Below are 24,242 nucleotides of genomic sequence, written 5' to 3'. Positions count from 1 at the left end.
CCCCTCTCCACGCACCAGAGGAGGGACGCACCGGCGGGCGCGTCCCTCCTCCGCGGCGGTCAGATCGCCTGAACGGCCGCGCTCGCCTTGTTCAGCGTCGTCCCGGCGATCTCGTCGTTGCGCTCCAGCGTCGCCTTGACCAGCCGGATGATCTCACGGGTCTCGTTGGCCGCGTTGTGCCACTTGACCTCTTTCGCCCGGTACTCCTCCGACACCCCGGTGGCCTCCCAGTCGGCCATCGCGGCGGCCACATCGGTGTCGCGCGTCCCGATCAGCGCCTCCAGCCGCGCGACGATCGCGTGGATGTTGGCCTGCGCCTCGCCGGAGGCCCCGGTGTCGTAGCTGCGGCGTCCGTTCGTCATGCGGGCGTCCTCTCGTCGTGGGTCAGCGGAACTTGGCGCCGTCGAAGTTGGCCGCCGACATCATCCGCCCGGCCTCGTCCGCCATCGACCGGTCACCGGTGGCGAACGCCTGCTCCATGCCGATCTGCCCGGTGTTCACCCGGTCGAGGCCGCCCTTCAGGTCGGCGGCGATCTGATCCGACCGCGCCTTGAAGCTGTCGAACGCGGCCCTCCCGGCCCCGTTGAACTTCCCCGCGAGCGGCTCCGCCGCCACGATCAGCTGCTTCACCAGCGTCGCGAGCTCCTCACCGCGGTCGCCGGTGTTGTTCGCGAGCGTGATCAGCGTCTGCTCGCCCTGGTCCCATCGCCCCATGTCTCACCTGCCGCTCGAATCGCCGCGCGGACGACGATAGCCGGATCTTGATCTCCGTTCTATCGGACGAGTCAGACACGTCAGGCGTTCAGTCGACTCCTGACCGATTCCGGCAACACACGACCCCCACCACCCACAAGCCCCCCACAGCCTGCGGAAACATCACCAACACACACCACCCCGCAAGCGAACACACCCCCAAACAAGACAGCCCGAAACCCACCTTCCAGACATCCTCAACACGAAACAACAGCATTTCGTCCGCCTCGTCCCCTAACTTGACTCGCACATCACAAGATCGCGGGGGTGTGCGTTGACTGCATGGGACATCGATCCGCAAGGCGTCCAGGGCGTGATCAACCGGACGGCCGAGGCGTTCGCCCCGTTCGAGCAGCACGCGGGCGCGTTCGCCACCGGCTGCCGCGACGCCGGCACCGCGTCCGGCAGCTCGCAGGTCGCCCAGGCCCTCAGCGGGTTCGTCGAGCACCACAAACCCACCCTCCTCGGCCTTCGGAACCGCACCCAGCGCACCCTGCGCGGCGCGGCCGAGGCCACCAACGCCTACGTGCGCGGCGACGAGGAGATGGCCGCCCAGGCCCAGGCGAAGGCCGCCCGGACGGACACGCGATGATCGTCCCCGACCACGTCCTGAGCATCATGTCCGGCGTCAACCCCGACGCCGTCGAAGCCGAGGCCCACGACCTCAAGAAGGCCGCCACCGGGATCCGCGAGACGGGCGCGAACGTCCACTCCACCTGGCAGGGACTCTCGGCCTTCTACGAGGCCCCCGAAGCCGCCGACCTCTTCTCCGCCACCGCGCCCGTCCGCGACGACGCCGCGTCCTTCGCCGGGCAACTCGAGAAGGTCACCGGCGCCCTCACCACCTACGCCGCCGAGACCCGCGTCATCAAGCGCAAGCTGACCGACCTGTACATGCAGGCCGTCACCTTCGTGAACAAGACCTACGCCGAGAAAGAAGACTGGCGCAAGAACGAGGACCTCGTTCAAGAGAACAACTCCCTCCTCCAAGCCGTCGACGCCCAGGCCCTGGCCTTCCAGCAGGCACAGGAAAAAGCGTCAGCCAGCATCTACTCGGCCTACGGCGGCAGCGCCCCGAAGCGCACGATGTGCACCGACGACAAGCCGCTCACCTGGGGCACGCCCGAAGAGGCCGAGAACCCCTGGTACGAGGACATGTGGGACGGCGCAACCTCGTTCCTCACCGGCTTCTTCGGCGACGGCCTGTGGGGCGACGCCTCGGGCCTCTGGGACCTCGCCACCTCGCCCGAGAAGTGGCGCGAGTCCTTCGAGAACCTCATGATCCTCGGCACCCCCGCCATCTCCCTCCTCTCCCCCAAACTGCGCGGCAAGTTCGGCGAGACCTGGAAGGGCTTCGGCAAGAGCTTCGTCGCCTGGGACCAGTGGAAACAGGACCCCGCCCGAGCCCTGGGCAACACCGCCTACAACATCGTCACCACGATCATCCCCATCGGCAAAGCCGGCAGCGCCGGAAAACTCGCCAAGGGCACCCGCGCCACCGCCAAGGTGGGCGAAGCCCTAGACCCGCTCTCCCTCACCCTCCGCGCCGGCGCCCGCCTCCCCAAGGTCTCCGACATAGCCGCCCAACTCACCCACAAATTCGGCGACCTGGGCACCAAACTAAAACTCGACCTGACCCGCACCAAAATAATCACTCCTCAATCCTCGAACACTCCCACCCCAACATCTCCCAGCACCCCAGAATGGAACGAACAGAAAACTCATACCGAACTAGCAGAATCACTACACCCCTCGCCCACTAAACAACCGTCCACTCCAGCCGCCGGAGCAGAATCCCAACAAGAAGTCTCGTCCATAGATGAGCTACAAGGCAATCGTCCGGGAGATTCGCCGCCCGAAGTCGCCCCCCCGAACTCGGGTATACTGCACGAACATCTCTATATTCCAGCCGGCGCTCCAGGGGCCGGCCCTATTCATTACACTCGCCGAGGCGATGCCTACGAGACGCCGTTGACAACCGAACTAAAAAAACTTGTAAATCCTTTGAACGGGCAAAATAATTGCCAGTCCTGCGCCCTCGCCGTAGATAAAGCCCATCAAGGCATCCCACTCACTGCCATACCACATCCCCGCCCTCCCGACAACACCCTGCTAGACGATTACGTAAAGGGAAATTGGCACCATCACGTCTCTCTGTCGGGCGTCGTCCTGCGCATGAAAACCCTACCTGAAGGCGCTCGTGGTATCGTGCTCGGATTCGGCGACGACTCCCACGCATTCAATGTCAGAAAAGTCCGGGGAGTAATTCAATTCCTGGACGCACAGCAAGGTGTGGCGAGGCCGTTTCGCTACAACGAATTCTTCTTCGCAAGAACGGACAATCTTTGATGAACACACATGAGGGTATGGAAATCGCATCGAAATTTCTCGAGCGGCAAGAAAGGGAACTTGGGGTCAAACTGACGATCATACACGACCGACTTCGACAGGTTGGCGACACACTGATCGTCCCCTGGAATTCCGATGAGTTCGTGCGAAACAGGCGCATCGCTTCAGCGATCGTGCCCAGCAGGCCTTTGGCCGTAAATCTATCCGACGGCACATGTCGAGAGTTGTCCCGCGAGGAACTAGAGGCATTGTCGGACGAATCATAGAGTTGAATGTCGAACAGCCATAAGCGCCGCCGATACCCTCTGTGTCGGCATTAATTTGGCCGCCGGACTTCAGGAGGACCGCAAATAATCGTGCGAGTACGAGGAGGGATCGGTGTCTCGGGATGTTGTGGCGTTGGTTGAGGGGGAGCCTGATGTCGGGGCGGTCGTGGCGGGGATGGTGGCGGCGGACGGCGGGTTGCGGGTGCGGGCGGTTCATGAAGGTGGGGCCTTGCAGTTGTGCGATGGGGACGGGCGGGTGGTGGTGACCGTCGAGACGCCCGTGTTCGTGCAGGTTCGGAGTGAGCTCGTGCGGGTGCTGGGGCCCGAGGTGGCGGGGGTGGACGTGCCCGTGTGGTGGGTCGAGGCGCGGGGGGCGGAGAAGCGGGACGGGTCGGAGGTTCTGGCGCTGCGGTTCGCGGGGGAACTGGTGCGGAGGCTCGGCGGGGTCGTCTGGACGGGGGACCCCGAGTATGTGAGGCGGGCGGTGTGACGACGGTCGATCTGCTGACCGGGCGGGTCGGGGTGGTGATGCAGAACCGGCCCGTGGTCTCGATGTCGTCGTGGATGGCCGAGGCGGTTCGGGTGTGCTCGGCGGAGGGCAAGGGGCTGCAGGTCGTGACGCCCGCGCACGCCCGGCTGACGCTGCCGCTGCGGCTCGCGTTGAACGGGCCCGACTGCCGGTGGGTCGTGACCGGTGCGGACGGCGGGTTCTTCGACGGGCTGTCCGGGGCCGTGCTCGATTGGGACGGCGAGCGGTTCGCCCCGAACGGCGCGCGACGCGGACACGAACGGCACGACGGCTCGTTCCTCGTGGTCGACGCGATCGTGCGGCACACCGCGTACGACACCTTGACGCTCGGGGTGGCCGCGCAGACGTTGTGCGAGAGCCTCGGGGGCCCGCCGGTCGGGTGGGGCACGTCGGAACCGGCGGCGAACCCGTGGGACGTCGAGGCCCTCACCGGGGTGTGCAGGGACCGGGCGCCGCAGGGGACGTGGCTGGTGTTCGCGGGCGAGGAGTCGGTCGTCGGGACGATGACGGTGACGCGCACGGACGCGGGCGTCCAGGAGAGCATCACGGTCGGGGCGCCGGCGGGGGCGGACGCGCGGGGTGCGGCGGAGCGGCTCGCGGCGGGGTTCTCGCTGGTCAGCGTGGTCGCCCAGCGGGTCCCCGGACGGGACGACCTGACCGTGGGCGCCGCGGAGTGCGGGCCGCCGGTGCCGGTGGGGCTGGGGCTCGGGCCCGAGGTGGCCGTCGAGCTGGGCGAGTTGGGATGGTTCGACCTCGATGAGGGGCCGGCCGGGTGGGACGAACTCGCCCGGATCGTGGCCCGGTACCGGGGAGCCGAGGGGGCCGTGTGACGACTCGGGTGGTGCATCGGCCGGCGCGGACGGTGCATCCGCCGTCCGGTCCCGGGGCGCGCGAGGTGGAGGCGCCGCCGACGCTGCCGGAGCGGACCGGCGGCGGCCAGCTCATGGCCGTGCTGCCGATGATCGGGATGATGGGTTCGCTGACCGTCATGACGGTGATGCGGAACCCGGCGTTCATCGGGCTGGGCGCGGTGCTGCTGGTGGTGGCGCTGGCGGCGGGCGTCGGGCTGCTGCTGTCGCGGCGGGGGCAGGTGACGCGGCAGCGGCGCAACCACCGGGAGCGGTACCTGGAGTACCTGGAGGAGCTGCGGGAGACGCTGGCGGCGGAGGAGCGGGCGGCGCGGGCGGAGGCGCGGGTGCTGGATCCGCCGCCGGAGGCGCTGTACGACGTCGTCCGCGATCCGGCGCGGCTGTGGGAGCGCCGGAGGCGGAGTCCCGACTTCCTGCGGGTGCGGGTCGGCACCGGGCTCGTGCCGGGGCGGCGGCTGGTCGTCGGCGAGGAGGGCACGGCGCTGGCGCCGACGGACCCGTTCATGCTGTCGGAGGCGAACGCGCTGGTCGAACGGTTCCGGACGGCGCCCGACATGCCGTTGACGGTGCCGCTGGACGGTGCGGGGAACGTCAGCGTCGTGGGCGGCCGGGAGGACGTCCTGCGGCTGATGCGGGCGCTGCTGGTGCAGCTCACGGCGTTCCACGCGCCCGAGGACGTCGGCGTCGCGTACGGCGGGTCGCGGCCGGGCGAGTGGGAGTGGCTGAAGTGGCCGCCGCACGCGCTGGACCAGCGGCGGCGGGAGGGCGGGGCGCCGTTCCGGCTGGTGGCGGCGAGCCCGCTGCGGCTGGCGGCGCTGCTGGCGAACGACCTGCAGGCGCGGACGGACGTCGCGGCGGAGCTGCGGCGGGGGCTGGGCGCGCGGGACCCGGCGGTGTTCCGGCGGCTGGTGGTGGTGCACGACGTGCACGGGGACGTGGCCGTGGAGCTGGTGCGTCCGGACGAGGGGGTGCCGGTCGCGGACCTGGGCGTCACGGTGGTGCATCTGGTGGCGGAGCAGGCGCACGAGCCGGGCGAGGTCGGGGTGCGGGTCCGGGTGGACGGCGACCGGGTCGAGGTGACGGACCTGCGGGGCGAGGTCCCGGTGCGGACGGCGGGGACGCTGGACGACGTGCCGGGCGGGATGGTCGAGGGACTGGCGCGGATGCTGGCGCCGCTGCGGCTGTCGCGGGAGTCGGCGGAGGAGGCGGCGGCGCAGGGCGGGGAGGTCGGCTTCCCGGCGCTGCTGGGCGTGCGGGACGTCGAGGACGTGGACGTCCCGGCCCTGTGGGCGCCGCGCGGGGAGCGGGCGTTCCTGCGGGTGCCGATCGGGGCGGACGACGCGGGCGGCACGGTCGTCCTGGACCTCAAGGAGGCGGCGAGCCTCGGGATGGGGCCGCACGGGCTGTGCGTGGGCGCGACCGGGTCCGGCAAGAGCGAGCTGCTGCGGACGCTGGTGCTGGCGCTGGCGTGCACGCACTCCCCCGAGCAGGTCGCGATGGTGCTGGTCGACTACAAGGGCGGGGCGACGTTCGCGCCGTTCGGCGCGCTGCCGCAGGTCGCGGGCGTGATCACGAACCTGGAGGACGACGCGGGGCTGGTCGAGCGGGTGCACGCGAGCCTGTCCGGGGAGGTGCAGCGGCGCCAGCGGGTGCTGAAGGACGCGGGGAACGTCGCGAACATCGGCGACTACCGGCATCTGCGGGAGTCGCGGCCGGAGCTGCCGCCACTGCCGCACCTGCTGGTGATCATCGACGAGTTCGGTGAGCTGCTGACGGCGCGGCCCGACTTCATCGAGCTGTTCCTGTCGATCGGGCGGATCGGCCGCAGCATCGGGGTGCACCTGCTGCTGGCGAGCCAGCGGATCGAGAGCGGAAAGCTGCGGGGGCTGGAGACGTACCTGTCGTACCGGATCGGGCTGCGGACGTTCTCGGAGGAGGAGAGCCGCACGGTGCTCGACACGCCCGACGCGTTCCGGCTGCCCGCGATGCCCGGGTTCGGGTACTTGAAGGTGGACACGAGCATCTACACCCGGTTCAAGGGCGGGTACGTGTCGGGGCCGCACCGGGGGCCGGTGGTCGTGGGCGAGGACGCGCCGGACGTCCCGTCCGTGCGGGAGTACCCGGTGTGCACCCCGCCGGAGCCGGCCGGGCGCCCGGCGGAGGCGGAGCCGGCGCTGCCGGTGCGCACGGCGGGCCCGACGCTGCTGGACGTGCTGACCGGCGAGGTCGCGCGGCACGGTGCGCCGGTCCGGCGGATCTGGCTGCCGCCGCTGCCGTCGCTGACCTCGCTCGACGCGGTGTGCGGACGCCCGGAGGCGACCGGCGGCGGGCTGCGGCTGCCGGTGGAGCCGGCGCGGCTGCGGGTGCCGATCGGGCTGCTGGACGATCCCCGCCGGCAGTGGCAGGGGCTCTGGCGGCTGGACCTGACGGCCGCGGGCGGGCACGTCGCGGTGATCGGCGGGCCGCAGACCGGCAAGACGACGCTGCTGCGCACGCTGGTGCTGTCGCTGGCGCTCACGTCCGCGCCCGGCGACGTCGCCGTGTACGGGCTGGACCTGGCGGGCGGCGGCCTGCACGCGCTGGACGGGCTGCCGAACGTGGGCGGCGTCGCGGGGCGCACGGACCGGGAGCGGGTACGGCGGACCGTGGAGGAGGTCCACGCGATGCTGGAGCACCGCGAGGAGGTGTTCCGGCGGCGCGGCATCGACGGGGTGGAGCGGCTGCGGCGGCTGCACGCCGCCGGGGAGGTGCCCGAGCTGGCGTGCGCGGACGTGGTGCTGGTCGTCGACGGGTTCGGCGCCGTCCGCGACGACTTCGAGGAGCTCGACGACATGGTCTCCGACGTGCTGCGGCGCGGCGGCGGCTACGGCGTGCACGTGGTGGCGGGGATGCTGCGGTGGAACGACGTGCGGATCGCGGCGCAGTCGACGTTCGGGCAGCGGGTCGAGCTGCGGCTGAACGACCCGGCCGACTCGACGGTGGACCGCAGGCTCGCCGGGACGATCACCGCGGCGACGCCGGGGCGGGCGCTGACCGACGGCGGCCTGTTCGGGCACGTGGCGGTGCCCGCGCTCGGCGGCGAGCCGGACCCGTCCGCGCTGGGCGCGGCGCTGGAGTCGGCGGTCCGGGCGGTCGCCGGGGCCTGGTCGGGTCCGCAGGCGCCACCGGTGCGCGTCCTGCCGGACCTGGTCCCGGCCCGCGACCTGCCGGGCCCGGCGGACGCGCCGCGGGCCGTCCCGTTCGCCCTCGACGAGCGTTTCGCGGCGATGGACGTCGATCTGTTCGGCCGCGACCAGAACCTCCTGGTGCTCGGCGACGGCGGCTGCGGCAAGTCGAACCTGCTGCGGCTCCTCGCGCGCGGCCTGATGGACCGGCACTCCCCCGACGAGCTGGTGTTCGCCGTCATGGACCCGCGCCGCTCCCTGCAGGGCTTCGTCCCCGACCCGTACCTCGGCGGCTACGGGACGACCCCGCGGGTGTGCGCGGGCCTCGCGGCCGGGGTGGCGAAGGAGCTGGACGGCCGGATGCCCGACGACTCGGGCCCCGTCGAGGTCACCGGCCCGCGCATCGTGGTGCTGGTGGACGACTACGACCTGCTGACCACGGCGGGCCAGCAGCCGCTCGCGCCGTTCCTCCCGTTCGTCCCGAACGGCCGCGACATCGGGCTGCACTTCGTGGTGGCCCGCCGCGTGGCGGGCGCGTCCCGCGGGCTGTACGAGCCGCTCGTCCAGGCCGTCCGGGAGATCGGGACGGGCGCGCTGGTGATGTCGGGCGACCGCTCCGAGGGGCAGCTGTTCCCGAGGGTCCACGCCGAGCCGCTGCCGCCCGGCCGCGGCCTGTGGATCCCCCGCGGCGAGTCCCCCCGCCCCGTCCAGACGGCGGTGCCGGACGTCGACTGACGCACCGACCTCAGCCCCCAGCCAGAGCGGACCCGAAACACTGCGATCGCGTCCGAAGGCAGGTTCGAGCGAAGCGAGAACCTGATCGCGCAGCGAGCCCCCCAGGGCGAGTCGGAGCGATGCAGCAATCGCACGCAAGACCCGTTGAAGGAAGCCCCCGGGGGCCTGACGCCGAGGGTCTTGCAAACTATCTGTGGTGGCTTTCGCCGGGCCAGGAGGAGTCGAGGTCGACGGGGTCGGGGTCGACGCCGGGGACGATCTGCTCGCACCAGACGACCTTGCCCGCGGCGGTGCGGCGGCTGCCCCACCGGTGCGCGAGCTGGCTGACGACGAGGAGGCCGCGGCCGTTCTCGTCGTCGTCCTCGGCGCGGCGGAGGCGGGGCAGCGCGGCGGACCGGTCGAGGACCTCGCAGACGAGGGTGCGTTCGAGGAGCAGCCGCAGCTCGATGGGGCCGTGCGCGTACCGGTACGCGTTGGTGATCAGCTCGGAGATCAGCAGCTGGGTGGTGTACTCGAGTTCCTCGAGGCCCCAGTCGGCGAGGCGGGTGCGGACGAGCCCGCGGGCGCGGCGCACGGCGGCGGGGTCGGCGGGCAGCGTCCAGGAGGCGCGGCGGTCCTCGGGGAGGCGGCGCAGCCGGGCGATCAGCACGGCGATGTCGTCGCGGTGCTGGTCGGCGTAGACGCCCGCGAGGGTGGCCTTCGCGAGGTCCTCCATCGGGCGGTCCACCGAGTCGGGGCCGAAGATCGTGCGGAGCCGGGCGAGGCCGTCGTCGATGTCGCGGCCGCGGTTCTCGACGAGCCCGTCGGTGTAGATGACGAACAGGCTGCCGTCCTCGACGGTGAACTCGCGGCTCTCGATGGCGGCGCCGCCGGCGACGCCGAGCGGCGGCGCGGGCGGCACCCGCAGGTACTCGTTGTCGCCGCCGGGACCGGCGAGCAGCGGCGGCAGGTGCCCGGCGGAGGCGATCTCGATGGTGCCGGTGGTGGCGTCGTACACCGCGTACACGCAGGTCGCGAAGTGGGGCTCCTGCTCGCCGAGCTCGATCATCAGCTCGTGCATGACGTGCAGGGCGTCCGCGGGCGGCAGTTCCAGGTTCGCGAGGGTGTGCAGGGCGGTGCGCAGCCGTCCCATCGTGACGGCGGCGCGGACGCCGTGCCCGGCGACGTCGCCGACGATCAGCGCGACGCGGGCGCCGGGCAGCGCGATCGACTCGTACCAGTCGCCGCCGACCTCGACGAGCTTGCTGCCGGGCAGGTAGCGGTGCCGGACCTCGACCGACGACGGCGCGGACAGCCGGTTCGGCAGCAGGCTGCGCTGCAGGGCGAGGGCGGTGGCGCGCTCGCGGCTGTAGCGGCGGGCGTTCTCGATGACGATCGCGGCGCCGCCCGCGAACTCCATGCCGATCTCGACGTCGTACCGGTCGAACTTGCGGAAGCCGGGGACGCGGGTGCAGGCGATGAAGCCGAGCAGCGTGTCGTTCGCGATCAGCGGCAGCAGCACCATCGAGACGTCGGCGAGCAGCTCGCCCGCGGGGTCGCGCCGCCAGATCCGCCCGATGGCCCCGGCGGCGTCGGCGTCGATGTGGGGGCGGTGGACGGGACGCGCCGTGTCCATGACCTCGTGGTACGGGGTGCCCTCGGGGAAGACGAGGACCTCGCCGACGGGGAACGCGGACGTCCAGGCGAGGTTGTCGTCGTCGGAGGTGACGGCGATGCGGCGCATCACGGCCGAGCCGGACTCGCTGTGCACCTCGTCGGCGGCGACGAGGCTCTCCAGCACCAGCACGGACGCGGCGTTGCAGTAGTGCGGGACGACGACCTCGACGATCTTGCGGGCGGACTGGTCGAGGTCGAGCGTGTCGCCGAACCGGGTGAGCGGGTCGTCCAGCAGGGCGCGGCGCATGAGGGCCGGGTCCTGGTAGCGCTCGCTCGGGGGCAGCGCCACCTGGACGTACAGCAGCGCGGCGGGCGCGGTGCCCGCGTCGCCGCCGAGCATGGGCTGCGCGGTGACGATCGCGGAGACCGTGTCGCCGCGGCTCTGCACGGGCAGGACGCCGCGGCGCTCCTGGCCCTCGCCGATGGCCTCCAGCATCGACTCCAGCTCGGCCTTGCCCTCCTCCGCGACGAGGTCGCAGGCGGGGCGGCCGAGCAGCTCCCCCGGGTCCCTCCCGAGGACGGCGCGGACGTTGGGCCCGCACTGGACGATCCGCCGGGCGCCGTCGACGCCCAGGACGAGGGTCCGGGAGGCCGAGTCGGGGCCGGGGACGTCGCCTCGCGGCGCCATGACGGATCTCACTGACGCGCTCCAGACAGCCGGTCGTCTTAGCAGTATCCAGCGACAGTATGGGCCATGACACCGTTACGCGGGGAGAAGATCGCGCTTACCGTGCGGGAAACCGGACTCCGAACCACACTTTGCACCCAACTCACCCCAATAGATTGTGGAATGTCGGGGCTACCCGAATCGTTGACCAAGTGGCACGATCGGAGCCGTCTGGGTACGCCACCGTGGCGCCTCAAGACCGGAGGTTTCGCATGTCTTCTTCTGTTGCACCCCCCGCGCAGCCGACCGCACTGTACGGCGGCACCGGCGGACGGCGGGTCACCGTGCGCGACATCGCGGCGGCGAAGCAGCGGCACGAGAAGTGGCCGATGCTCACCGCCTACGACGCCCTCACCGCGCGGGTGTTCGACGAGGCCGGCATCCCCGTGCTGCTCGTCGGCGACTCCGCCGCCATGGTCGTCTACGGCTACGACTCGACGATCCCCGTGACGGTCGACGACCTGGTGCCGCTCACCGCCGCGGTCGTCCGCGGGTCCAAGCGGGCCATGGTGGTCGCCGACCTGCCGTTCGGCTCGTACCAGACGGGCGTGTCCGAGGCCCTCGCCAGCGCCACCCGCTTCATGAAGGAGGCGGGCGCCCACGCGATCAAGCTGGAGGGCGGCCGCCGCATCCTGCCGCAGGTCGAGGCGCTCGTCGCGGCCGGCGTCCCGGTGATGGCGCACCTCGGCCTCACCCCGCAGTCGGTGAACGTCTTCGGCGGCTACCGGGTGCAGGGCCGCGGCGAGTCCGGCGAGGAGCTCATCGCCGACGCCAAGGCGCTCGAGGCCGCGGGCGCGTTCTCGGTCGTGCTCGAGTGCGTCCCCGAGGAGCTCGCCGCGCGCGTCACCGCGTCCCTGTCCATCCCGACGATCGGCATCGGCGCCGGCAACGGCACCGACGCGCAGGTCCTGGTATGGCAGGACATGGCGGGCCTCACCCCGCACACCGCCAAGTTCGTCAAGAAGTTCGCGGACGTGAACACCGTCCTCGGCGACGCCGCCCGCGCCTACGCGGACGAGGTCGTCGGCGGCACCTACCCGGCCGCCGAGCACTCGTACAAGTAGCGGTTCGGGAGGCCCCGCGGGACGGCGTCAGGCCGAGCCGTCGCCGTCCCGCGGGGCCGACCGGCGCGTCGAGCGCGCCACGATCAGCCGGTCCCCCGGCCGCAGGGCGGCGCAGTCGGGGTGGTCGAACGGCAGCTTGCGCCCGTCCCGCACCACCGCCAGCACCGGTTCCGCGACCGCCGACAGGGGCCGCCCGGTCTCCCCGGCCGTCACCGCACGCTCGACCAGGTCGAGGCCGCTGCCCTGGTCGAGGAGGTCCTCGATGACGTCGCCGACGTGGGGGTGCCGGGTGGAGACGCCCAGCAGCCGCCCCGCGGCCTCCGACGACGTCACGACGTGGTCGGCGCCGCTCTGCCGCAGCAGCGGGACGTTCTCCGACTCGCGCACCGACGCCTGGATGCCGGCCCGCGGGTTGAGCTGCCGCGCGGTCAGCGTGATCAGCACCGCGGTGTCGTCCCGCGCGGTCGCCACGACGATCTCGCGGGCCTGCGGCACCCCCGCCTGCTGGAGCACGGAGCTGCGGGTGGCGTCCCCCACGATCCCCACCATCCCCGCCTCCGCCGCCTCGGCGACGACCCGCGGGTCGGGGTCGACCACGACGATCGAGTCCCGCGGGACGCCGGTGGTCAGCAGGGTCTTGATCGCGCTCCGGCCCTTGGTTCCGTAGCCGGTCACCACGATGTGGTCGCGCACGCGGGCCCTCCAGCGTGACTGGCGCCAGTCCTCGCGGGTGCGTTCCGCGAGCACCTCGAGGGTCGTGCCGACGAGGACGATCAGGAACAGCACCCGCACGGGCGTGACGAAGAGGATGTTGACGAGCCGGGCGGAGTCGCTCACCGGCGTGATGTCGCCGTACCCCGTGGTCGAGACGGACACGGTCGCGTAGTAGAAGGCGTCCAGCAGCGTGACCTCGCCGTCGGCGGAGTCGCGGTAGCCGTCGCGGCCGAGGTAGACGGCGGCCACGACGGCCAGCACCGCGAGCGCGGCGACCGCGACGCGCCGCCCGACGGCGCGCAGCGGCCCCGTCCGGGTCTTCGGCAACAGGACGAGCGGCCGCCGCGCCGCTTCCGGATCGATCACGAACGCTCCCCTACCCGCCGGCGACACCGTGATCGAACCAGAACACGGCCGGCGGCGCCGCCCGAATCACACGTCCGTGATGCGGATCCCGGCGTGGGCCTTGTAGCGGCGGTTCATCGAGATGAGGTTCGCGGTGAACGCCTCGATCTGGCCCGCGTTGTGGAGGCGCCCGCCGTACACGCCGCGCATGCCGGGGATCCGGCCGGCGAGGGCCTGCACGAGGTCGGTGGCCTCCCGGTCGTTGCCGAGGACCAGGACGTCCAGCTCCATCTCGGCGACCGCCGGGTCGAGCAGCAGCTTGGCCGACACGTGGTGGAAGGCGGCGACCACGCGGCTGTCCGGCAGGACGGCGGCGGCCTGCTCGGCGGCGCTGCCCTCCTCGACCGGCAGCGCGAACGCGCCCTTGCCCTTTTCGAAGCCCAGCGGGTTGACGCAGTCCACGACGATCTTGCCGGCGAGCTCGTCCCGCAGCGACTCCAGCGTGGCCTTGTGGCCCTCCCACGGGACGGCGACGATCACGACGTCGGCCCCGCCGGCCGCGACCGGGTTCTCCGCGCCCGACACCTCGAGGCCGGGGTCGCCCGCCTTCAGGTCGTCCGCGGCCTCCTGCGCGCGGTCCGCCTTGCGGGACCCGATCGTCACCCGGTGCCCGGCGAGCGCGAACCGGCGGGCGAGCCCCTTGCCCTGGTCGCCGGTGCCGCCGAGGATCCCGATCGCGAGGCCGCTCGCGTCCGGGAGGTCGTGGGGATTCTTCCGCTGCTGATCACTCATGCCGCCGAGTCTGCCAGGCGGGTCCCGGGCCGCCGCGTCCCGGCCTCCCCGATGGGGGGAAACCCGCCTGCGGACGGCGGCCGGTGCGGCACCATGGTGCCGTGGACGCCGAGCAGATCTCGATGTTGCGCGAGGTGCTGTCCGTCACCGGATGGCTGGAGCGGACGGGCGAGTTCGGCCGCGCGCTGCGGGTCACCTCGCGGACGCCCGGCGGGCTGCTGCTCGTCGGCACGCCCGGCGACGACCCGTGGCACCTCGCCGCGCACCTCGACGACGAGAGCCGGCTCGGCGACGCGCCCGGGCTGGCCCCGACGCTGGTGCGCTGGTCCCCGCCGCCCGGCGCGCCCGCGCACCTCGCCGTCGGGCTGGACCGGCTGGAGGAGGCGCGGCGCGGGGAGACGGTGTTCGTCGTCGCCGAGGAGGACGCGCCCGTCCCGCTGCTGGAACGCGTGGACGACGCCCGCCGCACCGGCGCGACCGTCCTGGCCCTCGAGGGCGGCGACCGGGAGCTGCGGGGCCTCGCGCACGAGGCCCTGACCGTCCCGCCGGAGGAGTCGCTGCTGTCGTTCGACGGCGCCCAGCACCTGGTCAGCGCCGCCGCGGGCGAGGAACGGGCACGCGGCCGCCCCGGCCTCCGCACCCGCCTCGCCCGCCTCCTGGAGACCGTCACCGGCCCCACCCTCGACTGACCCCCGCCCGGCCCGCGCGGGGGCGGTCGGCGGGTCGAGGGGCCGGGTCGAGGGGCCGGATGGCCGTGGTCCCCCGGCGGCCGGAGCGGAGCTCTGCGGAGCGGAGGCCGACGGTTCCTCCTTCAGTTCTCGTTCTGCCGGCGCCAGGCCTCGTTGCGCTCGCGGGCGAGGGAGAGGGCGTTCGCGGCGGCGCCCTCGGAGTCGTAGGGGCCCATCCGGTCCTTGTTGGGGCAGCCGGGCCCGTGCTCCACCTTCATGTGCTTGAGGCAGAACCACCAGTCGCCGTCAGTGCCTTTCATGGGCGCTCCTCTCGACGTCAGCGGAAGGCACGGGATTCGTGCCCCGGTCGCGCTGACTACACTCCTTTACCATGACGACCCAGCTTCTCCGGCCCGGCAATGTCTCTCCGCTGCGGAAGGTGCCCGCGCACATCCCACGCCCGGAGTACGTCGGGAAGAAGAAGCCCAGGACCGGCGAGCCGGACGTCAAGTCGCCCGAGATCATCGAGAAGATGCGGATCGCGGGGAGGATCGCGGCGCAGGCGCTCGAGGAGGTCGGCAAGCAGGTCCGGCCCGGGGTCACGACGGACGAACTCGACCGGATCGGGCACGAGTTCATGCTCGACCACGGCGCGTACCCGTCCACGCTCGGCTACCGGGGCTTCCCGAAGTCGCTGTGCACCTCGATCAACGAGGTGATCTGCCACGGGATCCCGGACGACACGGTGCTGCGGGACGGCGACATCATCAACGTCGACATCACCGCGTTCATCGGCGGGGTGCACGGCGACACCGACGCGACGTTCCTGTGCGGCGACGTGCCGGAGGAGTCGCGGCTGCTGGTGGAGCGCACCCGGGAGGCGATGATGCGGGGCATCCGCGCCGCCAGGCCGGGACGGGCGCTGAACGTGATCGGCCGGGTCATCGAGTCGTACGCGAAGCGGTTCGGGTACGGGGTGGTGCGCGACTTCACCGGGCACGGGATCGGGACGACGTTCCACTCGGGCCTGGTCGTGCCGCACTACGACGACCCGAACGCGACCACGCTGATCGAGCCGGGGATGACGTTCACGATCGAGCCGATGCTCACGCTGGGCAGCTTCGACTACGACATGTGGGACGACGGCTGGACGGTCGTCACGAAGGACCGCAAGCGGACGGCCCAGTTCGAGCACACCATCCTGATCACCGACGACGGCAACGAAATCCTCACCCTGCCGTGAGGCTCCGCGCGGTCTGAGCGTCCCATCGCCTAGAGTCGGATCAACGTCGCACCCGGCCCCGGGAGACCCCTGGATGAACGAGCCAGCGCCGTACGAGCCGAGGGTTCCGTCCGACAGCATGCCGCCGGGACGGGCGGCGCTGAGCGTGACGTGGGCGGCGCTGCCGTTCCTGACGCTCGGATACGCGACACCGTTCACGTTCGCGGCGGCCGCGCTGTGGCGGCGGAACCTGCACCTGTTCGTGTCGTCGGGCGTGTACATCGGCGTCTTCGCGCTGATGCTGTACCTGCTGCCGGAGCTCGGGAACGACGACGGGACGCAGCGGACCGTGGGCCTGCTGATGTTCGTCCTCGCGATCGTCGGGTGCGGGCACGCGTTCGTGATCCGGCGGCGGGTGTTCGACCCGCACGGGCTGTCGGGCGTCGACAACGCGGCCGTGGTGGAGCGGGTGAAGCGGCGGCGGCTGCTGCGGGAGAAGGCCCGCGAGCTGGCCGCGACGGACCCGGGGCTCGCGAAGGAGCTGCGGATCGGGCGTCCGGACCTGCCGCGCCAGTACAACGACGGCGGTCTCGTCGACGTCAACCACGCGCCGGCGAAGGCGCTGACGCTGCTGCCGGGGATCACGCCGGAGCTGGCGGGGCGGATCGAGCGGGTGCGGGCGGAGACGGGCGGGTTCATGTCCGCGGAGGAGCTGTCGGCGGTCGCGGGGCTGCCGCCCGACCTGACCGGCGATCTGGCCGACTACGCCGTCTTCATCCGCTGACGCCGGGTAGGCAGGGGGCGTGAGCCCCAGCAAGCCGAAGAACACGAAGGCGAAGAAGGCCGAGCCGAAGAACGCGGGCGCCGCGGGCGGGGACCGGCTCGCCGAGTACCGGGGCAGGCGCGACGCCGGGCGCACCCCCGAGCCCGTCCCCGGCGAGGGGCCGCTGCCGCGCGGGGACGACGACACGTTCGTCGTCCAGGAGCACCACGCGAGCAGCCTGCACTGGGACCTGCGGTTCGAGCGGGACGGGGTGCTGGTGTCGTGGGCGGTGCCGAAGGGCCTGCCGTGGAGCCCCGACACGAACCATCTCGCGGTGCGCACGGAGGACCATCCGCTGGAGTACGCGACGTTCGAGGGCGAGATCCCGAAGGACGAGTACGGCGGCGGCAAGGTGATCATCTGGGATCGCGGGACGTACGAGACCGAGAAGTGGAGCGACCGCGAGGTCAAGGTCGTCGTGCACGGCTCGCGGGTGTCGGGCCGGTACGTGCTGTTCCGGACGCGCGGCGACGACTGGATGATCCACCGGATGGACCCGCCCGCCGACCCGGACGCCGAGCCGCTGCCGGAGTCGCTGCCGCCGATGCGTCCGGCGCGGCGGGCGCGGCTGCCCCGCGCGCAGGACGACTGGGCGTTCGAGTTCGCGTGGGGCGGCAGGCGGCTGCTGGCGTACGTCGAGGGCGGCCGGGCGCGGTTCACCGACGGCGCCGGACGCGCCGTGGCCGGCCCGGCCCGCGCGGGCACCCGGCTGGGCGCCGAACTGGGCGCCCGTCCGGCGGTGCTGGACGGGGAGCTGGCCGTCGTCGAGGGCCGCGAGACGTACATGATCTACGACGTGCCGCACCTGGACGGGCGTCCGCTGCTGGACGTCCCGTACCGGGAGCGCCGCGAGCGGCTGGACGGCCTGGGGCTGTCCGGCGCGGTGTGGCAGACGGCGCCGTGGTTCCCGGGGGACGGCGGCGCGGTGCGGGAGGCCGCGGCCGCGCAGGGCCTCCCGGGGATCCTCGCCAAGCGGCTCGACTCCCCCTACCGGCCGGGCGAGGAGTCGGACGCGTGGCGGTTCGTCCCGTCGCCCGGCCGGTAGGCGCCCGCAGGAACCGCCGGCCGCCGTCCCGCATCAAACGGACGTAGCACCCGCTTCGGCGCGTCGCCGCCGAAAACGATCAAGAGCGGGCTAGAGTCCGCCCCGGTACGGCGGATGCGGAAGGCGGGGTAACGGCTCATGATGGGCAGGACGCACGCCCTGAGCGGCGCGCTGGCGTGGCTCGCGGTCGTTCCGGTGATCAGCCGGGAGGACTGGATCGGCGACTACGCCGTCTCGCTGTCGGTCGAGCAGGTCGCCGCCGGCGCGGTGGTCTGCGCGGGCGCCGCGCTCCTGCCCGACATCGACCACCACAACGGGCGCATCGCGAACACGTTCGGCCCGATCACCAAGCACATGTGCAAGTGGATCGGGAAGGTCTCGGGCGGGCACCGGCAGGCGACCCACTCGCTGCTGTTCGCGATCGGCATCGGCCTCGCGATGGACCTGCTCGCCACCCACTACGTGTACGCCTGGTGGGCCTGCCTGTTCATGATCGTCGGTCTGGGGCTGCGCGGCATCGGCCTCGACTTCGAGGGCAAGGAGCCGCAGTCGGCGCTCGCGGACTGCGCGCTCGCCGCCATCGCCGTGTGGCTGATGCACGACCTCGACATGAGCTTCGTCGGGTTCGCGGTCGGGCTCGGCTGCTTCGCGCACGTCGTGGGCGACTGCCTGACGCCGCGCGGCTGCCCGGTGCTGTGGCCGGCCCCGTGGCGGACGGCCGTCCCGCTGATCCCCCGCACCGACGGGAAGGTCGAACGGTGGGTCGTCATGCCCGTGCTCAGCGTGGGCATCGCGATCCTGGCCGTCCGGTCGGTCATCGGGGACGTCACGGTCACTTGGATGACGTCGGGCTGACCCGCGGGGCGGCGAACAGGTCGGCGTAGTCGTCGCACACCAGCGTCCGCATGTCCTTCCGGTGGACGACGACGGGTTCTCGGCGCTGGGGGACGCTCCACAGCTGGACGCTCTCGATGCCGGGCAGGGCCGCGGCGGTGCACACGATCTGCGCCTCGGCCAGGCGCGACCAGGTCACCGGCCGGTCGCCGCCGTCCGGACGCGGGGCGATGATCAGCTCTGAGACGTCCTCGCCCTCCTGCGCGCCGAAGCCGTGGATCTCCAGCGCGCGGGTGACCTCGGTGCGCAATCCCTGCGCCCGTTCCTGCGGGGTGGGGGGCGCGGCGAGCTGCGTGATGGGCAGGAACGGGAGTTCCGGCAGGCCCGGCCGCAGGACCGCGGCGAGCTTCCCGTCCCGCACCAGGTAGACGGTGATCGTGTCGGCCTGCCCGCCGGCGCGGGGCTCGGGCCCGGCGGTGACGATCCCGGTCGGGCGGATGCCGCAGCCCGCGATGAGCAGCGCGGCGGCCGCCAGCGCGGCGGCGCGGATCATGCGCTCTCCCTCTCCTCGCCGGGCCGTTCGGCCGGCAGCCACAGCGTGAACACCGCTCCCCCGCCCGGCCGGTCGGCGGCCTCCAGCGTCCCTCCGTGCAGGACGGCGTTCTCCTTGGCGATGGACAGGCCGAGCCCGCTCCCCTCGCTGGCGGCGCGGGCGGCGTCCGCCTTGACGAACCGGTCGAAGATCGCGTCGTGCAGGCCGTCCGGCAGGCCGGGGCCGCGGTCGGCGACGGCGACCTCGACGCCGGCCCGCCCGTCCCGGTCCGCCGGGCCGAACCGCACCGTGACCGGAGGGCGGCCGTGCCGGAGCGCGTTCCCGACGAGATTGGCGAGGACGACGTCGAACCGGCGGGGATCGAGCCGGACGGACGGGTCGGCGGCGCCGTCGACGGCGACGTCGCCGGTCCAGCCGCGCGCGTCGAGCGTCGCGGCGACGGCCTCCGCCACGTTCACCTCGTCGAGGACGAGCGCCGCCGCGCCCGCGTCGAACCGGCTGATCTCGATCAGGTGCTCGACGAGCACGCCGAGCCGCCGGGTCTCGGCCGCGACCAGCCGCGCCGCCCGCCCGTCGCCGGGCGCGGCCGCGGCGTCCTCCGCCAGCACGTCCGTCAGCGCGACCATCGACGTCAGCGGGGTGCGCAACTCGTGCGACACGTCGGCGACGAACCGGCGGGACGCCGCGTCCATCGCGCGCAGCTCGGTGACCGTGCGCTCCAGCGCCTCGGCCGTCCCGTTGAACGTGCGGGCGAGGTCGGCGAGCTCGTCGCGGCCGCGCACGTCCACGCGGGTGTCCAGGTCGCCCTCGCCGAGGGCGCGCGCGGCGGCGCCGAGCCGCCGGACCGGGCGCAGGACGCCGCGGGTGGCCAGGAACGCGAGGACGAGCGCGCACGCGACCGCGGCGCCGTCGGCGATGAGCAGCGCGCGGGTGAACAGCCGCAGGTCGTCCGCCTCCCGGCTGAGGTCGACCGAGACGAACACCATCGGCGGCGTCGTGCGGGCGGGCTCCGTCACCGTCGTCGTGTAGCCGGTGGGGTGAGCGCCGACCAGCAGGTACGGGGTGCCGTCCCGGACGACGCGCCGGAACACCGTCTCCTTCAGGGCCCGCTCCGCGAACTCCCGGGTGACGGGCACGTGGAGCGTCCCCGGCTCCGGGACGGCGACGGGTTCGCCGGGACGGACGGCGACCGCGGCCGCCCGGCGCTCGTCCCCGCCGGGCTCCTCGTCCGCCCGGGCGCGCACCGTCAGCACGTCCACGGCGGGCGCGGCCTCCGACACCCGGATCTCGACCTGCCCGGTCAGGGCGAGTTCCAGCCGGTCCCCGAGCACGTTCGCGCTGTCGGGCGGCAGTTGCCGCGGCACCTGGAAGGTGAGCGTCTCGCGGACGTCCGCCACCACCTCGTCCTGCGCCCGGTCCAGCATCATGCGCCGGTACAGGACGTAGGAGATGCCGGACGCGAGGACGGACGCCAGCAGCGCGACCGCGAGGAACGCCGCGGCGAGCCGCGCCCGGAGCCCGGTGAGCGGCCGGAGCGCGCGGACGGTCACGGCGCCGCGAACCGGTAGCCGAAACCGCGGACGGTCTCGATCAGCCGGGGGTCGGCGGGGTCGTCCTCGATCTTGGCGCGGACGCGCTGGACGCACGCGTCCACGAGGCGGGAGTCGCCCGGATAGGTGTGCTCCCAGACGGCGGCGAGCAGGTGGCGGCGGGTGAGGGCGTGGCCGGGGCGCCGCGCCAGCTCCAGCAGCAGCCGCAGCTCGGTGGGGGTGAGCCGCAGGTCCGTCCCGGCCTTGGTGACCTTCAGGGACGTGCGGTCGATGACGAGGTCGCCGTGGACGGAGCGGTCGAGGCCGCTCTGCTCGGCGCGGCGGAGGACGGCGCGGATGCGGGCGTCCAGGACGCGCGGCTCGACGGGCTTGACCACGTAGTCGTCCGCGCCCGCCTCCAGGCCGAGGACGACGTCGAGGTCGTCGCCGCGCGCGGTCAGCAGGATCACCGGGAGGGCGCGGCCGATCGAGTCGTCCCGCCGGATGCGGCGGCACACCTCGATGCCGTCGATGCCCGGGAGCATCACGTCCAGGATCGCGATCTCCGGGTGGAGCGCGCGCAGCGCGTCGAGGCCGTCCTCGCCGGTCGCGCGGGCCGTCACGCCGTGCCCCTGGCGGGTCAGCGCCATCTCCAGCCCGACGCGGGCGGACGGGTCGTCCTCGACAAGAAGGATCTTCGCCACCGGGTCATTATCGGCCGCCGATCGGGGCCGACCGGCCCATGTCACAAGATCCGGACATTTCGCGGACAAGATCACGACAGTGCGCCGGGAGCGTGGGCCGGCATGGCGTTCCTGATCGATGTCCGGCCCTCCGCCCCGTCCGCCGCCCCGCCGCGCGAACGGCGGCGGCGCGTCCTGCCCCGGCTGCTCGTGCTCGGGTTCCTCGCCCAGGCGAGCGTGCGGCTGTGGTTCGCGCGGGGGCGCACCGGGCCGGCCGCGAACCCGGACGAGACCGGCTACCTCGTCGCGGCGCGATGGCTGGCGGGCGGGCCGGGCGGCGACCTGTCCGGGTTCACCTTCTACCAGGGCGGCTACCCGCTGCTGCTGGCGCCCGCCTACTGGTTCTCGCGCGATCCCGCGACGGTCTACACGATCGTCATGGCGATCAACGCGGTCGCGGGGGCGGCGCTGTTCCCGCTGGGGTACGCGGCGGCGCGGCGGCTCGGGCTCGGCCCCCGCGCGGCGCTCCCGGTGTCCTTCGGCGCCGCCCTGCTGCCCGCGTCGGCGTTCTTCGGGGCGTTCGCGCTGACGGACGCGCTGCTGCCGGCGCTCGTCCTCGGCTGGCTGCTGGCGCTCGACCGGTTCGCCCTGCGGGGCCGCCTGCCGGACGCCGTCCTGGCGAGCCTCGTCGTGGCGTACGCGTCGGCCGTCCACACGCGCGGGACGGTGCTGCTCGCCGTCCATCTCGCGGCGCTGGCCGCCCTCCTCGTCCTGCGGCGGGGCGCGCGAGGGGCGGCGGCCGGGCTCGCGGTCGCCGCGGCCGGGTACGCGCTGGGCGCGGCGGGCAACGCGCTGCTGCGGGACGCGCTGTATCCGGGCGGCGCGCGCGATCTCGGAGGCGTCCTCACCGCCCGGCTGACCACGCCGGACGGGCAGGCGTGGGCGCTGTCGGGCGCGGCGGGGCAGGTCTGGTACCTGATCGTCTCGACGTGGGGGCTGGCCGGCGTCGGGCTGGTCGCGCTGGCGGCGGTGGTCGTCCGGCGGCGGACGGCCGCGCCGGACCGGATCACCGCGGCCGCGGCGCTCGCCGCCGTCTGCGGCGTCGCGTACGCGGCGTCGGCGGCGCTGCCGGACGAGCACCGCGTGGGCAACTTCGCGTACGGGCGCTACCTGGCGTGCACGGCGACCGTGTTCGCGCTGGTGGGCGCGGCGACCCTGCTGAGGGCGCGGCCCCGGGCGGCCGCGGGGGCCGGGGCGGGCGCGCTCGTCCTCCTCGCGGGGACGGCGCTGTGGGTCGGCGGGTACGCGGGCGAGCGGCTGCGCACCCACGCGTTCATCGGGTTCGACTTCCCCGAGATCACGTTCCTCACCCGGGACCGCGCCGCCCTGGACCTCGCGGAGGCGTCGCTCGCGGCGGGTGCGCTGCTGGTCGCGCTCGCCATGCTCGCCCGGCTGCCGCGCCCTGCCGTCCTCGCCGGGCTCGCCCTCGCCGCGACGAACCTGGCCGCGCTGGTGTTCCTCTTCGGGCCCGCGCCCGAGCGCGTCCGTCCCGCACCGCCGCTGCCGGGCCCGGCGGCGGGCGGGGTCGTCGCCGACCGGTCCCTGCACTGGGCGATCAAGGTGCGGCTGCGGCATCCCGTGTGGTGGACGGACGTCGGCTCCTTCGACGTCCGGGCCGGGCGCCCGCCCGCGCCCGGCGTCTGCACGGTCGTCGTGCCGATGCCGGACGGGACGGCGCCCGGGGACACGTGGCCGTCCCACCCGGCGGGGTGGCGCCCGCACCCGGACGGCGCCCACGGCATCGGGTGGACGAGCTGGCGCGCCCCGTCCTGCGGGTGACGGGCCGGGCGGAGCCTCAGAAGCGGGTGACCAGCGCGATGCGGTCGTGGTCGACGAGGAACCCGTCGGAGACGAACGTCACCTCGCCGCCGTACTCCAGCACCGTCTCGATGACGTGGTCGACGGCGTCGTCGACCACGTCGGCACCGTGCAGCAGCCCGGGGCGGCCGTCCACCGGGACGAGCCCGCCGTCGCTGCGGATCGCGGGCGCGTAGTAGCCGCGCTCGACGACGAGGTGCTCGCCGCGGCCCTGCTCGACGAGCCGCACCACGTCGCAGAGCCCGGCGGCGTACCGGTCGATGCCGCGCGCCGCCTCCAGCTCGGCCAGCACCCCGACCTCGCGGAGGTCCTCGTAGGCGGCCAGCGCGGGGCGGGCCGCCTCGATCAGCGTGCTCGGCGAGGCGCCCTCCAGGCTGCCGTCCACCCGCCCGGCCACCCGGACGTGCGGCCCGGCGACCTCGTCGAAGAACGCCTGGTGGCGGGTGACGCCGGCGACGATCAGCGGACGGTCGTCGCGGGCGAGGACGCGGTCGAGCGCGGCGGCGACCTCGCGCATCGCCCGCCGCTGCGGCTCGTCCCCCGAGCCCGCGGCGCGGCGCGACCGGTGCCCGGACGCGACCTCGTCGAGCGGCTCCGGCTCGATCGGGAAACCGCCCGCGGTGCGCTCGGTCAGCCCGTCGCCGCGGCCGTCCCACAGCCGGGTGCGCTGGTCGGACAGCGTGAGCAGCCAGTAGCGCGGCGTCCGGGTGAAGGCGGCGACGAGGTCGCGGGTGGCGAAGCCGCTGTCCACGATCACCCGTTCGTCGACCGGCTGGTCGATCGCGAACGCGTGGTGCTCGCCGTCCGGCGCCGCGAACAGGACGAGGCCGTCCGCGGCGTGCCGCAGGTCGACGTCGCCCGCCGCCCGTTCCAGGCCGCGCACGACGTGGTCGGCGGCGTCGGCCGGGACGCGGTCGTCGGCGTACAGCCGGCGGCGCGCCTCGGCCAGCAGGTTCCGCAGCCGGATGGGGTCCTGCCGGTTGCCCGGGGCGGCCCGGTGGGTCGGCATCAGCACCGACACCGCCGGGTAGGCGCGGGGCTTGCGCAGCTCGGCGAGAGTGACAGCGTCCATGATCCCCCGATCATCGGTCATCGCACTGGATG

General features: G+C 73.3%; 22 protein-coding genes. 12 read left to right on the top strand and 10 right to left on the bottom strand.

Annotated elements, in window-relative coordinates:
• Positions 1-59: 59 nt before the first annotated feature.
• Entirely contained in the window at positions 60-362 is a 303-nt protein-coding gene (locus AB0L25_RS16400; RefSeq protein ID WP_500172752.1) for a pore-forming ESAT-6 family protein, read from the bottom strand.
• 22 nt (positions 363-384) lie between these two features.
• Entirely contained in the window at positions 385-714 is a 330-nt protein-coding gene (locus AB0L25_RS16395; protein WP_500172750.1) for a hypothetical protein, read from the bottom strand.
• Between the two features lie 313 nt (positions 715-1,027).
• Here AB0L25_RS16395 and AB0L25_RS16390 point away from each other — a divergent pair, with 313 nt between their 5' ends.
• The 5 genes from AB0L25_RS16390 (at position 1,028) to eccCa (ending at position 8,665) form a co-directional block, all read left to right on the top strand.
• Positions 1,028-1,345 carry a DUF6507 family protein gene (locus AB0L25_RS16390; protein ID WP_500172748.1) on the top strand — a complete coding sequence of 106 codons (318 nt, stop codon included), beginning with the start codon at positions 1,028-1,030 and terminating at the stop codon, positions 1,343-1,345.
• Positions 1,342-3,102, top strand: a complete 1,761-nt coding sequence (locus AB0L25_RS16385) for a toxin glutamine deamidase domain-containing protein (RefSeq protein ID WP_500172746.1) — start codon at positions 1,342-1,344, stop codon at positions 3,100-3,102. Before AB0L25_RS16390 ends, AB0L25_RS16385 begins: the two co-directional genes overlap by 4 nt.
• Positions 3,103-3,597: 495 nt before the next feature.
• A complete protein-coding gene (locus tag AB0L25_RS16380; RefSeq protein ID WP_500172743.1) occupies positions 3,598-3,858 on the top strand; it encodes a hypothetical protein in 261 nt (86 codons plus the stop codon).
• On the top strand, positions 3,855-4,727 hold the full coding sequence (locus AB0L25_RS16375) for a DUF6177 family protein (protein ID WP_500172741.1): 873 nt from the start codon (positions 3,855-3,857) through the stop codon (positions 4,725-4,727). Before AB0L25_RS16380 ends, AB0L25_RS16375 begins: the two co-directional genes overlap by 4 nt.
• Positions 4,724-8,665: a type VII secretion protein EccCa gene (gene eccCa / locus AB0L25_RS16370; protein WP_500172739.1), complete on the top strand. Its 3,942-nt coding sequence runs from the start codon at positions 4,724-4,726 to the stop codon at positions 8,663-8,665. The genes AB0L25_RS16375 and eccCa overlap by 4 nt, the downstream gene beginning before the upstream one ends.
• A gap of 187 nt (positions 8,666-8,852) precedes the next feature.
• Here eccCa and AB0L25_RS16365 read toward each other — a convergent pair whose 3' ends face one another.
• A complete protein-coding gene (locus AB0L25_RS16365) occupies positions 8,853-10,949 on the bottom strand; it encodes a SpoIIE family protein phosphatase (RefSeq protein ID WP_500172737.1) in 2,097 nt (698 codons plus the stop codon).
• A gap of 251 nt (positions 10,950-11,200) precedes the next feature.
• On the opposite strand from AB0L25_RS16365, the gene panB reads away from it, so the two are divergent.
• Positions 11,201-12,052 carry a 3-methyl-2-oxobutanoate hydroxymethyltransferase gene (gene panB, locus AB0L25_RS16360; protein ID WP_500172735.1) on the top strand — a complete coding sequence of 284 codons (852 nt, stop codon included), beginning with the start codon at positions 11,201-11,203 and terminating at the stop codon, positions 12,050-12,052.
• A 27-nt stretch (positions 12,053-12,079) separates the two neighbouring features.
• On the opposite strand, the gene AB0L25_RS16355 is transcribed toward panB, so the two are convergent.
• Positions 12,080-13,132 (bottom strand): potassium channel family protein, encoded by a 1,053-nt coding sequence (locus tag AB0L25_RS16355; protein ID WP_500172733.1) that lies wholly within the window; start codon positions 13,130-13,132, stop codon positions 12,080-12,082.
• Positions 13,133-13,198: 66 nt separating this feature from the next.
• Complete coding sequence (npdG, locus tag AB0L25_RS16350; RefSeq protein ID WP_500172731.1) at positions 13,199-13,903, bottom strand: NADPH-dependent F420 reductase; 705 nt, start codon at positions 13,901-13,903, stop codon at positions 13,199-13,201.
• A gap of 122 nt (positions 13,904-14,025) precedes the next feature.
• On the opposite strand from npdG, the gene AB0L25_RS16345 reads away from it, so the two are divergent.
• Positions 14,026-14,592 (top strand): hypothetical protein, encoded by a 567-nt coding sequence (locus tag AB0L25_RS16345; protein ID WP_500172841.1) that lies wholly within the window; start codon positions 14,026-14,028, stop codon positions 14,590-14,592.
• A 122-nt stretch (positions 14,593-14,714) separates the two neighbouring features.
• Here the strand turns inward: AB0L25_RS16345 and AB0L25_RS16340 are convergent, their stop codons facing one another.
• Positions 14,715-14,891 carry a hypothetical protein gene (locus AB0L25_RS16340; RefSeq protein WP_500172729.1) on the bottom strand — a complete coding sequence of 59 codons (177 nt, stop codon included), beginning with the start codon at positions 14,889-14,891 and terminating at the stop codon, positions 14,715-14,717.
• Between the two features lie 71 nt (positions 14,892-14,962).
• On the opposite strand from AB0L25_RS16340, the gene map reads away from it, so the two are divergent.
• The 4 genes from map to AB0L25_RS16320 all read left to right on the top strand — a co-directional run bounded on the left by map (position 14,963) and on the right by AB0L25_RS16320 (position 18,516).
• On the top strand, positions 14,963-15,814 hold the full coding sequence (gene map, locus AB0L25_RS16335) for a type I methionyl aminopeptidase (protein WP_500172727.1): 852 nt from the start codon (positions 14,963-14,965) through the stop codon (positions 15,812-15,814).
• A gap of 73 nt (positions 15,815-15,887) precedes the next feature.
• Positions 15,888-16,577, top strand: a complete 690-nt coding sequence (locus tag AB0L25_RS16330) for a ComEA family DNA-binding protein (RefSeq protein ID WP_500172725.1) — start codon at positions 15,888-15,890, stop codon at positions 16,575-16,577.
• A gap of 19 nt (positions 16,578-16,596) precedes the next feature.
• A complete protein-coding gene (locus AB0L25_RS16325; protein ID WP_500172723.1) occupies positions 16,597-17,661 on the top strand; it encodes a DNA polymerase ligase N-terminal domain-containing protein in 1,065 nt (354 codons plus the stop codon).
• A gap of 138 nt (positions 17,662-17,799) precedes the next feature.
• Positions 17,800-18,516 carry a metal-dependent hydrolase gene (locus AB0L25_RS16320; RefSeq protein WP_500172721.1) on the top strand — a complete coding sequence of 239 codons (717 nt, stop codon included), beginning with the start codon at positions 17,800-17,802 and terminating at the stop codon, positions 18,514-18,516.
• On the opposite strand, the gene AB0L25_RS16315 is transcribed toward AB0L25_RS16320, so the two are convergent.
• Genes AB0L25_RS16315 through AB0L25_RS16305 form a run of 3 tightly spaced genes read right to left on the bottom strand, consistent with a single transcriptional unit; the run spans position 18,494 to position 21,281 of the window.
• Positions 18,494-19,048 (bottom strand): hypothetical protein, encoded by a 555-nt coding sequence (locus tag AB0L25_RS16315; protein ID WP_500172719.1) that lies wholly within the window; start codon positions 19,046-19,048, stop codon positions 18,494-18,496. The two genes, AB0L25_RS16320 and AB0L25_RS16315, sit on opposite strands and share 23 nt — an antisense overlap.
• Positions 19,045-20,598 (bottom strand): ATP-binding protein, encoded by a 1,554-nt coding sequence (locus AB0L25_RS16310; protein WP_500172717.1) that lies wholly within the window; start codon positions 20,596-20,598, stop codon positions 19,045-19,047. Before AB0L25_RS16310 ends, AB0L25_RS16315 begins: the two co-directional genes overlap by 4 nt.
• A complete protein-coding gene (locus AB0L25_RS16305; RefSeq protein ID WP_500172714.1) occupies positions 20,595-21,281 on the bottom strand; it encodes a response regulator in 687 nt (228 codons plus the stop codon). The genes AB0L25_RS16310 and AB0L25_RS16305 overlap by 4 nt, the downstream gene beginning before the upstream one ends.
• Before the next feature lie 102 nt (positions 21,282-21,383).
• Between AB0L25_RS16305 and AB0L25_RS16300 the strand changes: the two genes are divergently transcribed.
• A complete protein-coding gene (locus tag AB0L25_RS16300; RefSeq protein ID WP_500172712.1) occupies positions 21,384-23,099 on the top strand; it encodes a hypothetical protein in 1,716 nt (571 codons plus the stop codon).
• Positions 23,100-23,115: 16 nt separating this feature from the next.
• On the opposite strand, the gene AB0L25_RS16295 is transcribed toward AB0L25_RS16300, so the two are convergent.
• Positions 23,116-24,210, bottom strand: a complete 1,095-nt coding sequence (locus AB0L25_RS16295; protein ID WP_500172710.1) for a baeRF3 domain-containing protein — start codon at positions 24,208-24,210, stop codon at positions 23,116-23,118.
• Positions 24,211-24,242 lie beyond the last annotated feature (32 nt).

Source organism: Spirillospora sp. NPDC052242, assembly GCF_040679555.1.
GTDB lineage: Bacteria > Actinomycetota > Actinomycetes > Streptosporangiales > Streptosporangiaceae > Spirillospora.
Note: the sequence above shows the minus strand (reverse complement) of the source record. Positions and strands in the feature narration are given on the sequence as shown.

Excerpts from the sequence above, each read along its gene's own strand:
- AB0L25_RS16365 (WP_500172737.1), bottom strand. The coding sequence starts at position 10,949 with ATGGCGCCGCGAGGCGACGTCCCCGGCCCCGACTCGGCCTCCCGGACC.
- AB0L25_RS16295 (WP_500172710.1), bottom strand. The coding sequence starts at position 24,210 with ATGGACGCTGTCACTCTCGCCGAGCTGCGCAAGCCCCGCGCCTACCCG.
- AB0L25_RS16345 (WP_500172841.1), top strand. The coding sequence starts at position 14,026 with ATGTTGCGCGAGGTGCTGTCCGTCACCGGATGGCTGGAGCGGACGGGC.
- map (WP_500172727.1), top strand. The coding sequence starts at position 14,963 with ATGACGACCCAGCTTCTCCGGCCCGGCAATGTCTCTCCGCTGCGGAAG.
- AB0L25_RS16395 (WP_500172750.1), bottom strand. The coding sequence starts at position 714 with ATGGGGCGATGGGACCAGGGCGAGCAGACGCTGATCACGCTCGCGAAC.
- AB0L25_RS16400 (WP_500172752.1), bottom strand. The coding sequence starts at position 362 with ATGACGAACGGACGCCGCAGCTACGACACCGGGGCCTCCGGCGAGGCG.
- AB0L25_RS16330 (WP_500172725.1), top strand. The coding sequence starts at position 15,888 with ATGAACGAGCCAGCGCCGTACGAGCCGAGGGTTCCGTCCGACAGCATG.
- AB0L25_RS16315 (WP_500172719.1), bottom strand. The coding sequence starts at position 19,048 with ATGATCCGCGCCGCCGCGCTGGCGGCCGCCGCGCTGCTCATCGCGGGC.
- AB0L25_RS16320 (WP_500172721.1), top strand. The coding sequence starts at position 17,800 with ATGATGGGCAGGACGCACGCCCTGAGCGGCGCGCTGGCGTGGCTCGCG.
- npdG (WP_500172731.1), bottom strand. The coding sequence starts at position 13,903 with ATGAGTGATCAGCAGCGGAAGAATCCCCACGACCTCCCGGACGCGAGC.
- AB0L25_RS16340 (WP_500172729.1), bottom strand. The coding sequence starts at position 14,891 with ATGAAAGGCACTGACGGCGACTGGTGGTTCTGCCTCAAGCACATGAAG.
- AB0L25_RS16385 (WP_500172746.1), top strand. The coding sequence starts at position 1,342 with ATGATCGTCCCCGACCACGTCCTGAGCATCATGTCCGGCGTCAACCCC.
- panB (WP_500172735.1), top strand. The coding sequence starts at position 11,201 with ATGTCTTCTTCTGTTGCACCCCCCGCGCAGCCGACCGCACTGTACGGC.
- AB0L25_RS16300 (WP_500172712.1), top strand. The coding sequence starts at position 21,384 with ATGGCGTTCCTGATCGATGTCCGGCCCTCCGCCCCGTCCGCCGCCCCG.